Here is an 18,725-nt window from a genome sequence, read left to right on the forward strand (position 1 = left end):
TCGCCTATTATAATTATAAACATTTTGCGTCAAATTCCTACTGAATGTCAATAATAGCGGTTTCGCCCTTCTTAACATTTCCATCTTTTTTCAATTCGACTTGTTGCCCTTGTTGTAAGTTTGTAAATACAATTGGTGTAATGATAGATGGTGCATTTTCTTTTACAAATGCAAGATCTACTTTTAATAATGGTTGGCCTTGCTTCACTTTATCACCTTGTGCTACAAGTGCCTCGAATCCTTCACCATTTAATTTTACAGTATCAATACCAAAGTGGATTAAAATTTCTTTTCCGCCTTCAGATTGAATACCAATCGCATGTTTTGTAGGGAATACATTGACAATTTCACCGTTAACTGGAGAAACTACTGTTCCTTCAGTTGGCTCAATTGCAAATCCGTCTCCCATCATTTTTCCTGAGAATACTTGGTCAGGCACTTCTGTAATTGGTAAGATTTTTCCTTCGATTGGTGATACAATTGTTTCATTTTCATCAACTTTTTGAGGAGTTTCTTCCACTTTTACAGGTTCTTCTTTTTCAACATGAGGTGTACGACCTGACATTATATCATGAATTTGTGATTTTAACGTGTCAGATTTCGGTCCGAAAATAGCTTGAATGTTATTTCCAACTTCAAGTACACCAGCTGCTCCAAGTTCTTTTAAGCGGTCTTTGTTTACATTCTTTTGTTCGTTAACTTGAACACGTAAACGAGTAATACAAGCATCTAAAGAAGCAATGTTTTCTTTACCACCAAGTGCTACTAATACTTCACGAGGAAGTTCGCCTGCTTCTGTTTTTCCTGCACCGTCATTCGCATTTGCCTCTTCACGACCAGGTGTTTTTAGATTCCATTTACGGATTGCAAAGCGGAATCCGAAGTAGTAAATAACTGCTAGTACAAGACCAACAATAATTACCCACCACCATGCTGTACGGCCTGGTAGTACACCGAATAATAGGAAGTCAATTAAACCACCAGAGAATGTCATACCAATTTTAACACCTAAAATTTGCATTGTCATAAATGATAGACCAGCAAATACAGCATGAATTCCGAACAATACTGGCGCTACGAATAAGAATGAAAATTCAAGTGGCTCTGTAATACCTGTTAAGAAAGATGTTAATGCTGCAGAACCTAAAATACCTGCTGCTAATTTTTTATTTTCTGGACGTGCTTCATGGTACATTGCTAAAGCTGCTGCTGGAAGACCGAACATCATGAACGGATACTTACCAGTTGTAAATGTACCTGCTGTTAATTCTACACCGTCTTTTAACTGTGCCATAAAGATTTTTTGGTCACCACGGATTAATTCGCCAGCTGCATTTGTATACTGTCCGAATTCGAACCAGAACGGTGAATAGAAAATGTGATGTAGTCCAAATGGAATTAATGAACGTTCAATTAAACCGAATATAAATGCTGCGATTGTTCTATTTGCATCAATCATTTGATGTGAGAACGTGTTTAAGCCACCTTGAATGTATGGCCAAACGAAGCACATGATAATACCTACTATTAAAGAGAATGTTGCAGTTGCGATCGGTACGAAACGCTTACCTGCAAAGAAACCTAAGTATGATGGTAATTCAATGTTGAAGTATTTATTATAGCAATATGCCGCTACTATACCGACGATAATACCACCAAATACCCCTGTTTGTAGCGTTGGAATACCTAATACGTTTGCATACGCTGGATCTGCAAATCCAATTTTTACTGGGTCTGCTCCAGAACTTGTTACTTTCACTAGCTTATCTACTTCTAAGAACACACTCATCGTTTTGTTCATAATTAAGTATCCGACGAATGCTGCTAAACCAGCTACTCCGTCTCCACCAGCTAAACCAATTGCTACCCCAACTGCGAATAATAATGCAAGGTTAGCGAAAATAATATCACCAGATTGTTCCATAATTTTTGCAACCATTACGAACCAATCTGCTTTTAAAGCAGGAATAACATTTGTTAACTGTGGATTTTGAAATGCATTACCAAATCCAAGTAAAATACCTGCTGCCGGTAAAATCGCTACTGGAAGCATTAACGCTTTTCCGACTTTTTGAAGAACACCAAAGATCTTCTTAAACATGGAAACCCTTCCTCTCTTATCTATATTGATACCTTCCGACAAACGCCAAAAAGACATGAGGAAAAAAAGATAGAACGATAGCTATACAAAGGGTAGTATATCCCTTTCTCTAGCTTACATTCCTTACTTTTCTCCACTCATGCCTGATCGAATCAGTAACACGTGTCAAAAATAGGTTTACGTATAAGTTCACTATAATTAAGGCAAACGTTTTCGTTACTCACCTTAATGTGTTTGTCGAAATTTGTATAACTTTGCAATAGTTATTATACATAACTATTGTAAGCGATTCAATCATTTTTTTTAACGTTTTCATTTTAGACAAAAATATATGACTTATTACACATGCTCTGCCTTGACTAAGCGTTGCAAGTGCATCGTTAAATAAATACTTTCAGCTTCATATACAGGTAGTTGCAACTCTTTTTGCATGACCTTAACTAGCTTCCAAGCTACGTTATAGCAAACTGGATACTCCGCCTTTAATAAATCAGCAAAACTTTGCGATTCTTCTACTTTTTCTCCTTTTTTCACCCTCTCAATAGCATATTGAAGATGACGAATAAGGCGTAAATAATGAATGCTCTCTTGATCTAATGTAATTTCTAAGTTTGTCTCAATTAAAGATACAAGTTGTGCAATGAGACGGGAGTTTTGATTAACTGAAGATAAATCAGAATTTGTAAGCGAACTGTAAATGTGAAGTGCAATAAAACCAATTTCTCCTTCTGGCAATGTAATTTGCAAACGAGAATTTAAAAGTTCTACAACACCTTCCGCAATTTCATACTCCTCTGGATAGAGCATTTTTGTTTCAACTAAAAAAGGATTATCAATTGTAAGTCCTTGTTTTAACCTTTTAATTGCAAATGAAATATGATCTGTTAACGCAATATGAATATGTTCATTTAGTGGAGATTTCGCTTTTTCTTGAATGTACAGCATAATATCGTTCATCAATTCAATTAATTTTTCACTAACATGCGGCACTAATAATTTATATTGTTCACGATCACGTTCATTTTTTAAGACAAACATTTTTTCGATTTGTTCTTGCTCCAATACATCTTTCGCTTTTTTCCCAAATCCAATTCCTTTACCAATCACTACTACTTCCTCGTGTTCAGGATGGCTAGCAATGATGACATTATTATTTAAAACTTTTTTAATTTCTAGATAATTATTCATATAACACCACCCTCGTACTTAAATAGCCTACTTTTATGTTACAGAATATTCTTCTTTGTCGTCAATGTAAAACATCTGCCATTTAATAAAAATTCATTTTTTAGACATGTTTATATATGATGCGTATAATGTAAGAGCAACTGTACATAGAAAGGAGATAACAGCATGATTAAAATGTTTGTAAGTGATATCGATGGTACAATGATGCAACACGGAGGTCTTATTGATGAACAAGATGTTGCGGCACTACGCAGCCTCGCCGAGCAAAATGTTATTCTTTGCTTCGCTTCCGGAAGACTTGATAATGAAATTGCAGACTTAATGAAAGCTGTAAATACAAATTTTCATCGTATTAGTGTAAACGGTGTTTTTGTATATACACATGAAAATAAACAACTATTATCTGCAACTTTTGATTCCAGCATACTTCCCGATTTGTTAGCTATGACGAATGAAAATCCTTATTTCCGTTATGTAAGTGATGAGCATAATTATTACATTGAAGAGAAAACACCTTTTATTCAAGAACTTGAACAACAAGTAACAATGACTTCTGTTGAAGAACCAAACTTACTACAGAAGATTGATGATACAATTTTCCCAAATAAAATTTCTGTCGGTGGAACAAAGGAGAGCTTACAACTCCTTCAAAAAAAAATTGATGAAAAATTCCACGGGAAAGTTAGTACTTTCATCTCAGCAGAACAATGTTTAGATGTAATGCCACCGAATGTTAGTAAAGGCTCTGCCATTTCTGTTTTATTAAATGAGTTTGAAATAAAACCTGAGGAAATTGCTTGTATAGGGGATTCTTACAATGATATTCCTATGTTTTCTTTAACTCCTCACAGTTTTGCTATGTCGCAAGCAGATGATGCAGTAAAAAAACACGCTCACTATGTAGTAAATCACGTCAAAGATGCTGTTAACCACGTAATTGCTCATAATAAAAATACGACTCATTCCTTATAAGGATGAGTCGTATTTTTATTTCTTTACATGTTATCCATTTTCATTTCGACTGTACTTCACAAACTGAAATATACTATTTGTTACGTGCGATATTCGTAATAAATTTATAACGATCTCCACGATAAATACATTTCACGTACTCTAGCGGTATCTCACCTTCTGAATATGACCATTGACGCATTACAAGTACAGGCGCCTTTTTAGGAATATGCAGATGTTCAGCTTCATTTTCCGTCGCAACAGAAGCTTCAATTGACTGAGTAGCGCTAACAAGTTTAAAGCCCAGTTTTTTCTCTAAATGTTCATATAAAGATTGTTGCAATATCTCTTCGTTAATATCTTTTACAAGAGCTGGCGACAAATATGTCGTCTCAAAAGCAATCGGTTCATCATCAGCTAAGCGAATACGCCTCACTTCATAAACCGATTCCCCCTCCTGTATTCTCAACCGGTCTGCTATTTTAGCAGTAGCTGGAACTAGGCGGAAACTAAGTAATTGACTACTTGGGTTCATTCCACGAGAAATCATATCTTCTGTGAATCCCGTCATTCCTTGCAATTTTTGTTCCACTTTCGGAAGTTGGACAAATGTTCCAATTCCACGCTTCCGATATAAATAGCCTTGTTCCACTAAATTATTAATCGCCTGTCTGATTGTCATACGACTCACTTCGAACTTATCACAAAGTTCATTCTCAGATGGGATTTTATCTCCCGGCTTCCATTCGCCGTCCTCAATTAGCTGTTTCACCCACTCTTGAATCTGATAATAGATCGGAAATGGTGAATACTTGTCGATGTTCATCAGCAATCGCCTCACTGCATAAAGATAGAGCTTCTTGATCTGCGATTACGGTTACATTCGGATGACGTTGTAAAACTGTAGCCGGACACTCTTCACTATATTCACCTTGCAATAATTCTTTAACAGCTTCTGCCTTTTTAGAACCCATAGCAACAAGTAGAACTTGTTTCGCTTTCATAATGCTTCCAATTCCCATTGTAATCGCATGAGTTGGCACATCTTCTTCTTTTTCGAAGAAGCGAAGGTTTGCTTGGCGTGTAGATTCTGTTAATTCAACAATGTTCGTTGGAGAATTAAACGGTGTTCCTGGCTCATTAAATCCGATGTGACCGTTTTCACCGATTCCAAGAATCTGTAGGTCAACTGGGTTAGCAGTTAGAATGCCCTCGTAACGTTTGCACTCTTCCTCTAAATCACTTGCCATCCCGTTTGGTACATAAGTTTGTTTAAATGGAAGATGATCAAACAACTGTTCTTGCATGAAATAGTGATAGCTGTTTTTATCTTCATGTGGTAAATTTACGTACTCATCTAAGTTTACAGTGGTTACACGGCTTGTATCAAGTTTATTTTTTCGCATTTCTGCATAAATACCTAATGGAGAGCTTCCTGTAGCCATTCCTAATGTTGGATTTTCTTTTGTTTTTACAACTTCTTCAATTAATTTATAACCTGCTTCTGCTAGTTCTTCTGGAGTTTTTACAACAAGAATATTCATTTAATTACTTCCCTTCCTTCATATGAATTCCTAAACGAACCGTATCATATACATGTAAATCTTCATTCATCACAACAAAGTCTGCATCTTTTCCTACTGCTAATGCACCTTTATTATTTAATCCAAACTCTTCTGCTTGGTTAACTGATGTCATCAGTACTGCATCTTCGATTGAACAACCTGTAAATTCAATTACATTTCGGAAAGCTTGATCCATTTTTAGAATACTACCAGCTAACGTTCCATCTTCTAATCGAGCACTACCATCTTTTACATGTACCGGCTGTCCGCCAAGCTCATATAATCCATCTTCAAGACCTTTTGCGCGCATTGCGTCAGTAATAACACTTACTTTTTTCGGTCCTTTTAACTTATATGCTAATTTCACCATATCAGGGTGAATATGAATACCATCTGTAATTACTTCAACCATTACATCTGGATTTAATAACACATGACCAACAACTCCTGGTTCACGGTGATGTAATCCACGCATTTGATTGTATAAATGTGTCGCATGTGTAATCTTTCTATTTTTTAGTTGCGCATCAATTGCATCTGTATGCCCCATTGTGCCCACTACACCAGTTTCAGCAAGATATTGTTCAAACTCTAATGCTCCCTCTTCTTCTGGTGCATATGTTACTAATTTAATTAAATTCCCACTTGCTTCTTGCCATTGTTTAAATTGCTCAATATTTGCAGGAACGATATGTTCAAGTGGTTGTGCACCTGCACGTTTCTTTGAAACATAAGGTCCTTCTAAGTGAATATATTCGAAATGCGCTCCTTTTTCTTTTGCTTCTTTCGCAGCAGTTAGCGCTGCTTCAATTGCCTCTGGAGCTTGTGTCATTGTTGTCGGGAAGTAAGTTGTAACCCCTTCTTTTAACATTTCTTTACCTAGAGTTACTAACCCATCGCTATTTGCATCCATCGCATCAATATCGTATCCACCATGAATATGAACATCGATCATACCTGGAATTACAATCTTCCCTGTAGCATCAAAAACAGTTTCATTTTCTTGTGGTACATATTGAGCCATCAAACCAATTTCTTTAATGGTTTCTGCGTAACGGATAAATCCGTTTTCCACTATTTCTTGACCTGTGTAAATTTTGGCATTGATGACAATTTGCGTTTTCATTTTCATCGATCCTTTCCCATGAAATACCTACTTGTTATTATTACCTTATTCGCCTAGTTCCATCTTAATATATGCACGAGTAGTTGTCTATACATTCTAATGAAATTTCCTTTTTATTCAACAAAAAAGGAAATTTCTTACGTCCCTTATAATTATAATATATATTATTCATTTTTCCAAAAAGGGACAGTATCCACCCCTAATATAGAAATCACTTCAACAATGGCATTAACCCGCTAGACTCTAACATAACATGTTCACCATCTGTTTCTATTTCTACTGTACGTTTATTCGTTCTATATACCATTATACCGTGCCTTTTTAAGCGTTTTACTACACTTTGATGAGGATGTCCATACGGATTACTACTCCCGTAAGACAGAATAGCAAACTGCGGTTCCACTTTTTTTATAAACGTTTCACTTGTTGAAGTATACGAGCCGTGATGCCCCACTTTTAAAATATCTGCATGTACATCAAATTGTTTTAATATTTCATGTTCTGTCCGTACATCCGCGTCACCCATTAATAAAAAATCCGCTTTTCCATATCGCACCTTTAAAACAATTGAGGATTCATTATTTTCATCTTTTGATTTCCCATTGTTTAATACTTGTATAGAAACATGTGGATCCAGCGGTATATATTGTCCTTCCTTTACTGAAACGAAAGGTATCCCTCTTTTTTTAATATTATTGCGATATGTATGATAAGTAAGAGAACTATATGTTTTTCCGCTATCTAATATAAGCGATACCGGCATTTGCTCTACAATTGGAATTAGCCCCCCTATATGATCCATATCAGGATGGGTACTGACAATTACATCTAAATGATTAATCCCTTTCTCAATTAATTTCTGAATAATAACCTCTCCTGCTTCATAAGGTCCTCCATCAATTAACATTGTTTGTCCGTTTGGCATTATGATAAGTGTTGCATCACCTTGCCCCACTTTTAAAAAGCTCACTTTCATTTTACTAAGATGTTGCCGATGCATATGTAAAGGAGACGTAGTATGAATAGACATCATATACCTTTTAGCTGATGCGCTATTTAAAGAAAAACATAATAAAACAGAAACTAATAATAGAATAATCCGCATACCTCTCATAACTCGTCTCCTTTTTTCATTTAGTATGGCACTGTAAATAATTGATATACAAAAAAAAGCTTAGCAAAATGCTAAGCTTTTATTTCGATATCTCTTGTAGGGAACCGAAGAATAAATCCGCTTCATTCATTTGTTCATTCTCTTCAGAAAGCGGCGGTAAATCATCTAATGTTTTCAATCCAAATGTGTCCAAAAATTCTTTTGTTGTTCCGTATAAAATAGGACGCCCTGGTCCTTCTGCTCTTCCCATTTCTTTTATAAGTAAATGTGAAACCAACGTTTGTAACGCCTTATCGGTTTTAACTCCTCTAATCTCTTCCATTTCAGTCCTTGTGATTGGTTGACGATATGCAACAATCGCTAACGTTTCAAGGGCAGCTTGTGAGAGTGAAGCAGCTGTTGGTGTATCTATTAATTTTTGATAATATGAAGCATGTTCTTTCTTTGTAGCAAAACGATATACTTTTGCATACTGTACAATTTGCAAACCACGGTTTGCACCTTCACATTCTTGTTGCATTTCTTCTAAAATATTAATTACTTCATTCATTTCAATTTCAAGAACTTTCGCTATTTGTTCTGGATAAATCCCTTCATCACCAGAAACAAATAAAAGGCCTTCAATAATTGACTTTTGTTCTTTCCTATCCATTTCACGAGCTCCTTCCTTCTATTTTCCCATAAAAATACACATCAAAAAACCGAATCACAATCAATGCGTTCGGTTCAATATTTCTTCTCTTGTTCCAAACGATACATTAAAACATAGCATGAGATAAAGTGTTTCTATCCCAATTTCATATACTTGCTCTATGCAGATTTATTAGAGCTTGATACGAAAATTTCATCAAAATTATGTTCTTGCTCAATTATGATTTGTTGATTTTTCATAAGTTCCAGAACTGCTAAAAATGTTACAACCATTATTTCACGTTCATCATCAACAAACAAATCATGAAAACTTTGGCGACCACCCTTTATTTTTAACTGCTTTAAAATATCAGTCATTCGCTGTTCAATTGGTATTTCTTGACGAGTAATACGTGTTGTTACAGGTTTTTTTGCCTTTTTACGGCGCATTAATTTTTGAAATGCCGCTAGCATATCATATAACGTAACATCAAGAGGCAAGCTTGTCTCTTCTTCTTGTTGCAACGATGTAAAGTCAATTGGTGGACGTGTATATAGCTGTGCTCTTTCTTGTTCTCTTTCTTTTAACTCAGTAGCAACTTGCTTATATTTCTTATATTCAATTAACCTCTCCATCAATTCTTGACGAGGATCATCTATAAAATCATCACCGTTATCAAGTACATCTTCTTCATGTTTCGGCAACAACATTTTACTTTTAATTTGTAATAACGTTGCGGCCATTACTAAATACTCACTTGCAACATCTAATTGCAGTTCTTTCATCGTATGCACATAAGATAAATATTGCTCTGTAATATCTGCTACAGGAATATTATATATATCAATTTCATAACGATGTATTAAATGTAACAATAGATCTAAAGGCCCTTCAAAAGCCTCTACTTTAAAATTATATTGCACAAAGCATCCCACCACATTTTTTCTATAACAACATAAGTATAGAGCATACTCATGTTCTATCCAACCTTTTTAAGAAATTTAATTAAAAATAGACCGATGCCTATGTCATCATGCCCACCACTTCATATGATAACAGTGTAGTAAGAACAATGTAGGAGGTCAAAAAACTATGGGTCACGTTGATTGTGGTTTTAGCGGTGGGTTCGCATTACTTGTTGTACTGTTTATTTTGCTAATTATTGTAGGAGCAGCTTGCTTCTGCTAATATGAACAATAACGGCTAGGGAGAAATCTCCTAGTCGTTTATTGTTCATATTTCTATGATACACTTATATGTATAACCGTTAGATAGGGGCGAGAAAACATGTATCCTACCGAATACATACAATTTTTAATTCATTTCCAAGGAGATTACGACTATTTTGAATGCCACGAAATACTAGAAGAGTACTGGAAGACAAAACCAAGAGGAAATCGTGATCATTACTTAGTTGGTCTCATTCAAATTGCAGTTTCTTTATACCACCAAAGACGTGCTAACTGGAATGGTTCCACAAAAATGATGAAAAGCGCAATCACAATTTTAGAAAAAAGCGGTGTGTCTTTACAACGTTTAGGAATTAATCAAGTGCAACTTCTTTCTTTGCTCAATGAAAGATTGCAATCTATCCATAAAAAAGAACGTTTTGTACCTTTATTTTTACCCTTATCAGATCCATTGTTAGAGAAGCAGTGCATAGAGTTATGCAAAAAACAAAACCTCTCTTGGAAAGACTTGAATGCTATTCCAAGTAAATATATTATACACAAGCACACTTTGCGTGATCGCACAGAGGTCATTACTGAACGAAACGAACAATTACAAAAAAGAAAGCAGAGATAATAAACTACTTATCCCTGCTTTCACGAATGTATATTTTGTTCTAGCCCTTTACATTTTTCGCAAAAACTTGCTGTTTGCTCATTTCCGCAAATTGTAAACTCAAGAAATTTACTCTTTAACTCTTGAACCATCTTCGTTCCAATCCCCACATGACGGTGAGACGGATTTACACTTAAATGCTGAATTTCTAATACTTGATTCTCTTTTTTTACAATCCCCATTATTCCAACAAAATCTTCATTTTCTTTCCACAAATACAATTGCCAATCATCTTTTGCTTCATATTCTTTCATTGTCAATTGTAATGTTTTCAAATCTTTTTCAGTTGGCATAAACGAAAGAAGCCCCATTGCGATTTTTTCATAACTTTTTTTAAAACGAATTAACATAACCCTTATCCCTTCTCACAAAAGTTACAAACTAGTAATCCCCTCAATCACTCTTTTCATATCACATTCATTTTACAATATTTTCAACAGAGTGAGAAGAGTCTAAAACAACTTGATAATCATACAAAGCGAAAAGAAGAAAGTCAAATCTATGTTTCAGCACTATTCCTTTAATAAATAGAGTGAAAAAAAGAAAATTTTATATAGAATGAAAAGAAACATATCATTCAACATCACTTCATTCATAGTTACCCTAAAGCAGCACAATTCTAGCAAAATTAATATAACAAAAAGTATTTGTGGAAACATATAATGTAATGTATTCTATGTAATTTGTTAAAGGTTTGTTCTCACAAGCAATATATTTTAGCAACAATACTACTTGTATGATGCTGTAGAAGAAGTACTCAATCTCATTAAAAATAAAAAAGAGAGCAAAAGCTCTCTTTTCCCTTACCTTATTCTTCCCAAACTTTAACTTCTTTCATTACATCGCCTTGACGCATTTTTAATACTGTTTCAATACCGCTTGTTACTTTACCAAATACAGTATGAACGCCATCTAAATGTGGCTGTGGCTCATGAACAACAAAGAATTGGCTACCGCCTGTGTTACGGCCAGCGTGAGCCATAGAAAGTGATCCTACAAGGTGTCTATGAGGGTTTCCATCAGTTTCACATGGAATAGAGTAACCTGGACCACCAGCACCTGTACCTGTTGGGTCTCCACCTTGGCTTACGAAGCCAGGAATAACACGGTGGAATGTAACACCGTCATAAAATCCTTGCTCTGCTAATTTTTTAAAGTTTTCTACTGTTTTTGGCGCTTCTTCTGGGAAAAATTCCAATTCGATTTTTTCACCGTTTTCCATTAATATGTATCCTAAAGTTTTCATATGTATATGTCTCCTTTCAACTATCTCAGCACTATATTACCACATTCATGACTAGAAACAAAAAGAATCCGACAATCTAGATACTTCTTTTTTGAAATGTGGAAAAAGCTAGGTGACAAATAAGAAATATATACTATAATAACTTTGTTGCCCGAAAATTTTAGAAAGAGAAAGGGAGCGGTTTTTCGTGAAAACGAAATTATTAGCTCTGCTATTAGCTGTAACGGTATTTATGATGCCAACAGCTTCATTTGCAGACATCATCGAGGGAGAATCAATTGTTACACTAGGAGAGAACTTATCCGAACAACAAAAACAAGATCTGTTAAAAGAAATGAAAGCACCGAAAGATGCTACAATTATCACTGTATCTAATGCGGAAGAACATAAATTTCTAGAAGGCATTGTTCCAAAAGCACAAATTGGTACGAGAGCAATTTCTTCTTCTATGATTACATACACAAAACCAGGATCTGGTCTTATTGTACGATCAAAGAACATTAACTGGGTAACAGATGCAATGTACACTAACGCTTTGATTACAGCAGGTGTAAAAGATGCAGAAATTCAAATTACTGCACCTTTTAAAGTTTCAGGAACTGCAGCTTTAACTGGATTAATGAAAGCATATGAAACTGCGTCCAATAAACCAATTCCGGAAGAAGTTAAAAAAGTAGCGAATGAAGAAATGGTACAAACAGCCCAGCTTGGTGATAAAATTGGTGAAGAAAAAGCAGTTCAACTTGTTGCAAAAATTAAAGAAGAAATTGCAAAAGAACAGCCAAAAACAACAGAAGATTTACGTTCATTAATTAAAAAAATTGCTGATCAACTCGGCATTACATTAACAGATGAACAGTTAGATAACCTAGTAGCGTTATTTGATAAAATGAAGAATCTTAATATCGATTGGAATCAAGTTGGTAGTCAATTAAACAAAGCAAAAGAACACGTTTCTGCCTTTTTAGGATCTGAAGAAGGACAAAGTTTTCTAGATAAAGTGAAAGATTTCTTCTCAAGTATCATTGATTTTGTTAAATCTTTATTCAAGTAAAAAAGAAGCCCGCCAGTGACGGGCTTCTTTTTTATACAAGTAACGGTAATTTCATAACAGCCTCTTCAACCGAACGCACTATATGATTTGCTTTCTCCTTTACATATGGATGGGCATGATGAAGAGTAAATGAATGCGGGGTTACTTCAAACATAGAAATATCATTGAAGGAATCTCCAATACAAGCAACTTCATTTGCTTCAATTTGCAAATGGTCCATTAGTCGCTTTAGAGCACTCCCCTTACTCACGCCTCTTGGCATAATATCAACATAGCGTTTACCTGATATAAAAACTTCCGCTTCGCCTTGAAACATATCTCGTAGCTCTTGATCTAACGTCACAATTTTCTCTTCTTCTCCAAAAACAAACAATTTTGCAGGGTGTACAGTCTTACCAAACTCTTCTTCTAACGCTTCAATTTCAGCGATATGCACGCCCATATACGCTTCAAAATTATGGTGATGTTCATTTTTCCTTTTTGTATATCGTTGCTCATTTGCACAAACAATATCCGCTAGTCCTTTTTTATGTATATATCGATATATTTCCTGGGCAACCGTATTTTCAAAACTCGATTCATGAAATAAATTCCCATCTGGAAGTAACATTGTCGCTCCATTTAAGCCAGTTGTGTAATATGGGAATGAAAACCTTTTTACAACTTCATCAATTCTGTGTGTAAAGCGGCCAGAGGCAAAACAAATATTTGTCCCTTTCTCAGCTAACCAACACAGCGCACGTTCATCTTCTTTTTGCATATGATTCACATCGTAAACGAGCGTGTCATCTAAATCACTTACAAATAATTTAATCATGTCCTCTTCCCCTTCCATACACAATATCTACTCTAAGTGTACACAAAAAATGTTTGATTTTTGTTAAAAAACAATAAATTTTTACTAAAAAAAATAAACGGGTGTATAATCCCGTTTATTTTTGTCTTTTTACATTTTGAGGTCTTACAATACTTGGTCGTACTTTTAAACTAGACATCGTTGGACGGAGTAAAATTTTTGTTAACGCGCCCCAATCAAATGGTAAAAACGGCCATAAATAAGGTGTTTGTAAACTTTTTATAGACGTTAAAAATAAAATTAATATCGTCATACCAATTACAAATCCCATCTCATGGAAGAGACCTGTTAAAATAATAACAAACAATTTCCCAACCTTATTCCCTAATCCTAATTCATAACTCGGTGTTGCATATGCACCAATCATCGAAACCGCTACATACAAAATTACTTCTGGCACAAACAAACCTACATCAATTGCAATTTGACCAATTAATATGGCGGAAATCAACCCTGCTGCAGACGATAATGGGGTTGGAGTATGAATAGCAGCCATCCTTAAAAACTCAAGTCCGACCTCTGCCATTAACACCTGTAATAGGATTGGTAAATGCGTCATCTTAGTCGGTCCAATAAAAGCAAGATTTGCTGGTAAAAGAGTTGGATCAAATACAAACACTAACCAAAATGGTAATAAAAATAACGAGAATATAACACCTAAAAAGCGCACCCAGCGTAAAAATGTACCGACAGCTGGATTTTGTCTAAACTCTTCTGCATGCTGTAAATGGTGAAAATATGTTGTCGGTGTAATCATAGCACTTGGCGATGTGTCAACAAGTACTAACACATGTCCTTCTAGTAGATGATTTGCTGCTACATCTGGCCTTTCTGTATATCGAATAAGCGGGAATGGGTTATAGCTTTGCTTTACAACAAATTCTTCTACTGTTTTATCCGCCATCGTAATTCCATCTACATCGATGTTATTTAATTCTTGTTTTATAATCTTTACTAAATCTGGATTTGCAACATCTTGAACGTATGTAATACAAATATCCGTTTGTGATCTATCTCCTACTCGAACCATTTCATTTCGAAGTCGTGGATCTCGAATTCTCCTACGAATTAACGCTGTATTTACAACGATATTTTCAACAAATCCATCCCTCGCACCGCGTACTACCTTTTCGGTATCTGGTTCTGTCGGTGTTCGCCCTGGATAACTACGAACATCAATCGCGAACGCTTCCGTTTCACCTTCCACAAATATCACAATGAGCCCTGATAATACTTGGAGCATTACCTCATCCATCGTTTTCACTTTGCTTACTTGTTGATGGATTAAGCGATTCTCTAAAAGCTTCACTGTATCTTCTTCTACATCCCTTATCTCATTTGTATCCACCGCTTCTTCTAAAATAGGGATAATATAATTTGTATCACAAAGTCCGTTTACAAATAACACACCGATTTCTTTATTCAAAATTTGAAATTTACGAATGCCAACATCGTATGTAACGCCTAGTCCAACTGTCTGCTTTAAATAATTTTCATTATCACTTATGAAAGTTGATATAGGGATATCCACTTTTTTAGGCTTCGTCATAAAAACCACTCCTTTCCAAAATTAATTGAATCGCTTTTCTAGTAATAGGTGATCCCCTCTCCCATTCATCATTCCCGCACATCTTACCAATGTCACCGACTCCAACGATGACAGGAACATTCAAGTCATCTAAACAATAAATTGTATCTCCGCTAATTCTGCCAATTTCACCATCTGGAAGTCCAAATTTATCAACACCGTATTCGGTTAAATTTCCGTTCCGATCTACACTTACATCTACACGTGCCCATTCCCAATGATGCGTATTAGACGCTACCGCTAAAATACCGAGCACATCAATTTGTTTATGGGTAGCTACATATTTTAAAGCCTTTTCACCAGATCCTTCTCCAATAAATCCACTGTCATCAAACATGACAAATACAGGGTCATATGGCGTTTGCATAATAAGCTCAACAACTTTTTTCCCTGTCAATTTGGTTGGATTACTTTGTGATGCTGAAATACACCTTCCCCCAAATTCCTTCGTTAAAAGCTCAATTGTCCGCTTTGCATATTCATCTCCATCTGTGACCAAAACAACCCTTCGTCTCATTTGATTTATCCTTTCGGTTTACATATAAGTGCTATAAAAAACGAAAACAATAACGCTGCGGAAATGCCCGCAGACGTTAAACTAAACATGCCAATACCAATTCCTAAATATCCATGTTTTTCTGCTGCATGCATTGCTCCGTGCAATAGTGAATGTCCAAAACTTGTAATAGGGACTGTTGCTCCAGCACCTGCAAACTTTATTAGTTTATCGTACAATCCAAATCCATCTAAAATTGCTCCGATGACTACAAAAGTTGCCATTAAATGAGCTGGTGTTAACTTTGCGAAATCTAACAATAGTTGCCCAATTACACAAATAGCTCCACCTACAAGAAATGCATATATAAAATCCACAATTCACTCTCCTTTAACTCTCTCAAATACGACACCATGTGCAATTGTTGGAATCGTTTCTTTCTGTTGCATCATTATCGGGCTTAATAATGCGCCAGTGGCAACGACAAAAATTCGTTGTAAATTCCCTTTTTGCATCTCGTGTAATAAATGGCCATATGTGACAACTGCTGAACAAGCGCAACCACTACCACCTGCAAACACTTCTTCTTGACTTGATTCATAAATCATTAATCCGCAATCATTGTATATATGTCCAAGATCGTAACCTTCCTCAAGTAAAAGTTGTTTTGCAATCGGTGTCCCAACAGCTGATAAATCACCCGTAACAATCAAATCATAGTCATCGGCACTTCTTCTTAAATCTTCAAAATGCTGTTGAATTGTATGAGCTGCTGCTGGAGCCATCGCTGCCCCCATATCCAAAGGATTTGTGATTCCTAAATCTTGCACTTTTCCGATTGTAGCCGCCGTAATTTTAATTGCACTTTTTTCATTGCTAATTAATATAGATCCTGCACCAGTCACAGTTGAATTTGCTGTCCCTGGTTTTTGCCCACCGTACTCTGTTGGATAGCGAAATTGTCTTTCAGCCGTTGCATTATGACTACTTACTGTAGCTAAGACACGATTTGCAAATCCACCATCTATAAAAGCTGAGCCAACTGCTAAAGTCTCCATAGACGTCGCACAGGCGCTAAACATTCCTAAAAAAGGAATGCACCACTGACGCGCAACATAATTTGCTGTCACTGTTTGATTTAATAAATCTCCCGCTAAAAAGAAATCAATTTGCGATGTTTTTATATTCCCTTTTTGCACTGCTTGTTGAATTGAGTCTGACATTAATCTTCGTTCGGCGAGCTCCCAATTTTCCTCTCCACAATGCAAGTCATCATATGAAATATCAAAATCTTTTCCAAGAGGGCCCTCAGCTTCTTTCGGACCGACAGCAGTACCCGTTGCATTCACATATATGTCGTTTTGAAATACCCACGTTTGTTTTCCGGTCAACCTCATACTAGCCCCTCCTTTAAGACATAAAAATTTTAAAGGTATACCTTATTAACCCAATGATATATGCACCAACAACCCCAAATACAATCACACTTCCTGCCAGTTTAAACATATTTGTCGCAATCCCTAGAACAATCCCTTCACTCTTATGTTCTAAAGCAGCGCTTGCCATAGAATTTGCAAATCCTGTTACCGGTACCGCTGATCCTGCTCCAGCAAATTGACCGATTTTATCATATACACCACACCCCGTTAAAATCGCGGATAATAAAACAAGAGTTGCAACAGTTGGGTTTCCTGCCTCTTGTTCACTGAAGTGAAAATAATGTATATAAAATTTCATCAATACTTCTCCAACTGTACAAATGAGTCCACCTACAAGAAATGCTTTGATACAATTTAGTAAATAGTTTGGCTTTGGATGATACTCCTTCACTTTATTTATGTAATCATCCTTCAATTTCTGACTTGTCATTTATATACTGCCTCCTACTTTACGAAATAAATCCAGTGAAACAACGATCCTATTACTTTCCCAAGCACAAGAGCAACGAGTAAAACAATAATCTTCCCCTCTACCCCTACTCGTTTAGCTAAAATAGGTAGAACATTTAACACCTCTGTTAATGCCGCAGCGAGCATTCCAATGAACGTACCACAAAATAGCCCTAATATAACGAGCCAATATTGCGACGTTTGAAGTGTAATGTTTTTCAAACTGCACCAAGCCCCTGTTAAAGTACCTGCAATGACTGCCCACTCAAAATATTGAATATGCTTTCCACTTCTCGTTAATTGAGCTAAACGGGGGATTATACCAAGTACAGCTAAAAATGCGACATATCCGCTACCTACCGCTATCCCTCCAGCTAAACCAATTAAAATAACAAACCCAGACTCAATCATCGGCAAGTTGTTTCATATTATCCTTGTTTTCATTAACGATTACATATTGATCAAGTGACTGTTGGTATTGAAACATCTCAACTTCTAACGGACTCGGCTCTTCATTAATTCGCTTTTGAAATACATGATTAAAGAATAGAACCATCCCTAAACCAAGACCTACAGAATAAGGAATTTGAAATAAAAGTGGTTGTGCATTAAATTCTCCAGTAATCATGTAATATAACCGTTGATGTACTTGTTGCATACTTACATCCTCATGGAAATAAATGATTGCAAGAGCTGCTCCAATGAAAAGTAAAAGCCATACAAGCCCGAAAAAAATTGGGTGTGCCTTCTTTTTTTCGTATATAATTTCAACAAGAGTTTGTCCGGAACCGAGTAAATTAATTTGTACGTGAGATGCTTTCTGTTGAATAATCTCAATTACTTTCATAACATCAATTACAACATGCGTCTTATCATGCGCTGTTATTTTGTAAACTATCTCATTTTGTAACAACTCAACTACGGAAGAATCTCCGGCAAGTTGAGCAACATCGCCCAGCTTTACTTCATAAGTAGGAGAAACTTTTAAACGATTGCGCATTTTAATATAAATCGTTTGTTCCAACTTTCATTCACCCCTTCACTCTTCCTCGTAGTTGTAGTATGGTTATTGAAT

The 18,725-nt window shown here is 35.8% G+C and carries 22 protein-coding genes; 4 read left to right on the top strand and 18 right to left on the bottom strand.

Annotated elements, in window-relative coordinates:
- Nucleotides 1–37: 37 nt before the first annotated feature.
- Both ptsG and glcT read right to left on the bottom strand, forming a co-directional pair.
- Complete coding sequence (gene ptsG, locus AC3EMB_RS19840; protein ID WP_061659903.1) at nucleotides 38–2,101, bottom strand: PTS glucose transporter subunit IIABC; 2,064 nt, start codon at nucleotides 2,099–2,101, stop codon at nucleotides 38–40.
- Between the two features lie 339 nt (nucleotides 2,102–2,440).
- The gene (glcT, locus tag AC3EMB_RS19845) at nucleotides 2,441–3,289 is read right to left on the bottom strand and encodes a glucose PTS transporter transcription antiterminator GlcT (protein ID WP_001067322.1); all 849 of its coding nucleotides are present in this window, start codon (nucleotides 3,287–3,289) and stop codon (nucleotides 2,441–2,443) included.
- Between the two features lie 165 nt (nucleotides 3,290–3,454).
- On the opposite strand from glcT, the gene AC3EMB_RS19850 reads away from it, so the two are divergent.
- Nucleotides 3,455–4,261 (top strand): Cof-type HAD-IIB family hydrolase, encoded by an 807-nt coding sequence (locus AC3EMB_RS19850; protein WP_000594249.1) that lies wholly within the window; start codon nucleotides 3,455–3,457, stop codon nucleotides 4,259–4,261.
- A gap of 73 nt (nucleotides 4,262–4,334) precedes the next feature.
- On the opposite strand, the gene AC3EMB_RS19855 is transcribed toward AC3EMB_RS19850, so the two are convergent.
- The 6 genes from AC3EMB_RS19855 to AC3EMB_RS19880 form a co-directional block, all read right to left on the bottom strand.
- On the bottom strand, nucleotides 4,335–5,066 hold the full coding sequence (locus AC3EMB_RS19855) for a GntR family transcriptional regulator (protein ID WP_014894892.1): 732 nt from the start codon (nucleotides 5,064–5,066) through the stop codon (nucleotides 4,335–4,337).
- Nucleotides 4,996–5,784, bottom strand: coding sequence for a glucosamine-6-phosphate deaminase (gene nagB, locus AC3EMB_RS19860; RefSeq protein ID WP_001024208.1), 789 nt, complete (start codon nucleotides 5,782–5,784; stop codon nucleotides 4,996–4,998). The genes AC3EMB_RS19855 and nagB overlap by 71 nt, the downstream gene beginning before the upstream one ends.
- Nucleotides 5,785–5,788: 4 nt before the next feature.
- Nucleotides 5,789–6,931 carry an N-acetylglucosamine-6-phosphate deacetylase gene (nagA, locus tag AC3EMB_RS19865; protein WP_001987227.1) on the bottom strand — a complete coding sequence of 381 codons (1,143 nt, stop codon included), beginning with the start codon at nucleotides 6,929–6,931 and terminating at the stop codon, nucleotides 5,789–5,791.
- Nucleotides 6,932–7,142: 211 nt separating this feature from the next.
- Nucleotides 7,143–8,045: a ComEC/Rec2 family competence protein gene (locus AC3EMB_RS19870; protein ID WP_168410241.1), complete on the bottom strand. Its 903-nt coding sequence runs from the start codon at nucleotides 8,043–8,045 to the stop codon at nucleotides 7,143–7,145.
- Nucleotides 8,046–8,124: 79 nt separating this feature from the next.
- Nucleotides 8,125–8,697: a segregation/condensation protein ScpB gene (gene scpB, locus AC3EMB_RS19875; protein ID WP_000375171.1), complete on the bottom strand. Its 573-nt coding sequence runs from the start codon at nucleotides 8,695–8,697 to the stop codon at nucleotides 8,125–8,127.
- A 158-nt stretch (nucleotides 8,698–8,855) separates the two neighbouring features.
- The gene (locus tag AC3EMB_RS19880) at nucleotides 8,856–9,599 is read right to left on the bottom strand and encodes a segregation/condensation protein A (RefSeq protein WP_001199751.1); all 744 of its coding nucleotides are present in this window, start codon (nucleotides 9,597–9,599) and stop codon (nucleotides 8,856–8,858) included.
- A 169-nt stretch (nucleotides 9,600–9,768) separates the two neighbouring features.
- On the opposite strand from AC3EMB_RS19880, the gene AC3EMB_RS19885 reads away from it, so the two are divergent.
- Nucleotides 9,769–9,864 (top strand): YjcZ family sporulation protein, encoded by a 96-nt coding sequence (locus tag AC3EMB_RS19885; RefSeq protein WP_000510194.1) that lies wholly within the window; start codon nucleotides 9,769–9,771, stop codon nucleotides 9,862–9,864.
- A gap of 99 nt (nucleotides 9,865–9,963) precedes the next feature.
- Nucleotides 9,964–10,482 (top strand): DUF309 domain-containing protein, encoded by a 519-nt coding sequence (locus tag AC3EMB_RS19890; RefSeq protein ID WP_098250775.1) that lies wholly within the window; start codon nucleotides 9,964–9,966, stop codon nucleotides 10,480–10,482.
- A 20-nt stretch (nucleotides 10,483–10,502) separates the two neighbouring features.
- Here the strand turns inward: AC3EMB_RS19890 and ribT are convergent, their stop codons facing one another.
- Nucleotides 10,503–10,871, bottom strand: a complete 369-nt coding sequence (ribT, locus tag AC3EMB_RS19895; RefSeq protein WP_025118450.1) for a GNAT family N-acetyltransferase RibT — start codon at nucleotides 10,869–10,871, stop codon at nucleotides 10,503–10,505.
- Between the two features lie 458 nt (nucleotides 10,872–11,329).
- The gene (locus AC3EMB_RS19900; RefSeq protein WP_000853790.1) at nucleotides 11,330–11,767 is read right to left on the bottom strand and encodes a peptidylprolyl isomerase; all 438 of its coding nucleotides are present in this window, start codon (nucleotides 11,765–11,767) and stop codon (nucleotides 11,330–11,332) included.
- A gap of 187 nt (nucleotides 11,768–11,954) precedes the next feature.
- Between AC3EMB_RS19900 and AC3EMB_RS19905 the strand changes: the two genes are divergently transcribed.
- Nucleotides 11,955–12,821 carry a DUF1002 domain-containing protein gene (locus AC3EMB_RS19905; protein WP_000850513.1) on the top strand — a complete coding sequence of 289 codons (867 nt, stop codon included), beginning with the start codon at nucleotides 11,955–11,957 and terminating at the stop codon, nucleotides 12,819–12,821.
- Nucleotides 12,822–12,852: 31 nt separating this feature from the next.
- Here AC3EMB_RS19905 and AC3EMB_RS19910 read toward each other — a convergent pair whose 3' ends face one another.
- The 8 genes from AC3EMB_RS19910 to AC3EMB_RS19945 all read right to left on the bottom strand — a co-directional run bounded on the left by AC3EMB_RS19910 (nucleotide 12,853) and on the right by AC3EMB_RS19945 (nucleotide 18,674).
- Nucleotides 12,853–13,656 carry a Cof-type HAD-IIB family hydrolase gene (locus AC3EMB_RS19910; RefSeq protein ID WP_003271593.1) on the bottom strand — a complete coding sequence of 268 codons (804 nt, stop codon included), beginning with the start codon at nucleotides 13,654–13,656 and terminating at the stop codon, nucleotides 12,853–12,855.
- 97 nt (nucleotides 13,657–13,753) lie between these two features.
- Nucleotides 13,754–15,226 carry a spore germination protein SpoVAF gene (gene spoVAF, locus AC3EMB_RS19915; protein WP_000165595.1) on the bottom strand — a complete coding sequence of 491 codons (1,473 nt, stop codon included), beginning with the start codon at nucleotides 15,224–15,226 and terminating at the stop codon, nucleotides 13,754–13,756.
- Complete coding sequence (gene spoVAEA / locus AC3EMB_RS19920; protein WP_001254416.1) at nucleotides 15,213–15,782, bottom strand: stage V sporulation protein SpoVABEA; 570 nt, start codon at nucleotides 15,780–15,782, stop codon at nucleotides 15,213–15,215. Before spoVAEA ends, spoVAF begins: the two co-directional genes overlap by 14 nt.
- 5 nt (nucleotides 15,783–15,787) lie before the next feature.
- Complete coding sequence (gene spoVAE, locus AC3EMB_RS19925; protein ID WP_488517237.1) at nucleotides 15,788–16,138, bottom strand: stage V sporulation protein AE; 351 nt, start codon at nucleotides 16,136–16,138, stop codon at nucleotides 15,788–15,790.
- 3 nt (nucleotides 16,139–16,141) lie between these two features.
- Nucleotides 16,142–17,158: a stage V sporulation protein AD gene (gene spoVAD, locus AC3EMB_RS19930; protein ID WP_098852206.1), complete on the bottom strand. Its 1,017-nt coding sequence runs from the start codon at nucleotides 17,156–17,158 to the stop codon at nucleotides 16,142–16,144.
- 13 nt (nucleotides 17,159–17,171) lie between these two features.
- The gene (spoVAC, locus tag AC3EMB_RS19935; protein WP_000203808.1) at nucleotides 17,172–17,630 is read right to left on the bottom strand and encodes a stage V sporulation protein AC; all 459 of its coding nucleotides are present in this window, start codon (nucleotides 17,628–17,630) and stop codon (nucleotides 17,172–17,174) included.
- Nucleotides 17,631–17,644: 14 nt separating this feature from the next.
- Nucleotides 17,645–18,061, bottom strand: a complete 417-nt coding sequence (spoVAB, locus tag AC3EMB_RS19940) for a stage V sporulation protein SpoVAB (RefSeq protein WP_000572941.1) — start codon at nucleotides 18,059–18,061, stop codon at nucleotides 17,645–17,647.
- On the bottom strand, nucleotides 18,054–18,674 hold the full coding sequence (locus AC3EMB_RS19945; RefSeq protein WP_053563708.1) for a stage V sporulation protein AA: 621 nt from the start codon (nucleotides 18,672–18,674) through the stop codon (nucleotides 18,054–18,056). Before AC3EMB_RS19945 ends, spoVAB begins: the two co-directional genes overlap by 8 nt.
- Nucleotides 18,675–18,725 lie beyond the last annotated feature (51 nt).

It is taken from the genome of Bacillus sp. LQ16 (assembly GCF_057784645.1).

What these genes read in the sequence shown, in the direction of transcription:
- AC3EMB_RS19850 (WP_000594249.1), top strand. Translation starts at nt 3,455, where the DNA reads ATGATTAAAATGTTTGTAAGTGATATCGATGGTACAATGATGCAACAC.
- spoVAEA (WP_001254416.1), bottom strand. Translation starts at nt 15,782, where the DNA reads ATGAGACGAAGGGTTGTTTTGGTCACAGATGGAGATGAATATGCAAAG.
- spoVAD (WP_098852206.1), bottom strand. Translation starts at nt 17,158, where the DNA reads ATGAGGTTGACCGGAAAACAAACGTGGGTATTTCAAAACGACATATAT.
- nagB (WP_001024208.1), bottom strand. Translation starts at nt 5,784, where the DNA reads ATGAATATTCTTGTTGTAAAAACTCCAGAAGAACTAGCAGAAGCAGGT.
- AC3EMB_RS19900 (WP_000853790.1), bottom strand. Translation starts at nt 11,767, where the DNA reads ATGAAAACTTTAGGATACATATTAATGGAAAACGGTGAAAAAATCGAA.
- nagA (WP_001987227.1), bottom strand. Translation starts at nt 6,931, where the DNA reads ATGAAAACGCAAATTGTCATCAATGCCAAAATTTACACAGGTCAAGAA.
- ribT (WP_025118450.1), bottom strand. Translation starts at nt 10,871, where the DNA reads ATGTTAATTCGTTTTAAAAAAAGTTATGAAAAAATCGCAATGGGGCTT.
- AC3EMB_RS19855 (WP_014894892.1), bottom strand. Translation starts at nt 5,066, where the DNA reads ATGAACATCGACAAGTATTCACCATTTCCGATCTATTATCAGATTCAA.
- AC3EMB_RS19885 (WP_000510194.1), top strand. Translation starts at nt 9,769, where the DNA reads ATGGGTCACGTTGATTGTGGTTTTAGCGGTGGGTTCGCATTACTTGTT.
- scpB (WP_000375171.1), bottom strand. Translation starts at nt 8,697, where the DNA reads ATGGATAGGAAAGAACAAAAGTCAATTATTGAAGGCCTTTTATTTGTT.
- spoVAF (WP_000165595.1), bottom strand. Translation starts at nt 15,226, where the DNA reads ATGACGAAGCCTAAAAAAGTGGATATCCCTATATCAACTTTCATAAGT.
- ptsG (WP_061659903.1), bottom strand. Translation starts at nt 2,101, where the DNA reads ATGTTTAAGAAGATCTTTGGTGTTCTTCAAAAAGTCGGAAAAGCGTTA.
- AC3EMB_RS19870 (WP_168410241.1), bottom strand. Translation starts at nt 8,045, where the DNA reads ATGAGAGGTATGCGGATTATTCTATTATTAGTTTCTGTTTTATTATGT.
- glcT (WP_001067322.1), bottom strand. Translation starts at nt 3,289, where the DNA reads ATGAATAATTATCTAGAAATTAAAAAAGTTTTAAATAATAATGTCATC.
- spoVAB (WP_000572941.1), bottom strand. Translation starts at nt 18,061, where the DNA reads ATGATTGAGTCTGGGTTTGTTATTTTAATTGGTTTAGCTGGAGGGATA.
- spoVAC (WP_000203808.1), bottom strand. Translation starts at nt 17,630, where the DNA reads ATGACAAGTCAGAAATTGAAGGATGATTACATAAATAAAGTGAAGGAG.
- AC3EMB_RS19890 (WP_098250775.1), top strand. Translation starts at nt 9,964, where the DNA reads ATGTATCCTACCGAATACATACAATTTTTAATTCATTTCCAAGGAGAT.
- AC3EMB_RS19910 (WP_003271593.1), bottom strand. Translation starts at nt 13,656, where the DNA reads ATGGAAGGGGAAGAGGACATGATTAAATTATTTGTAAGTGATTTAGAT.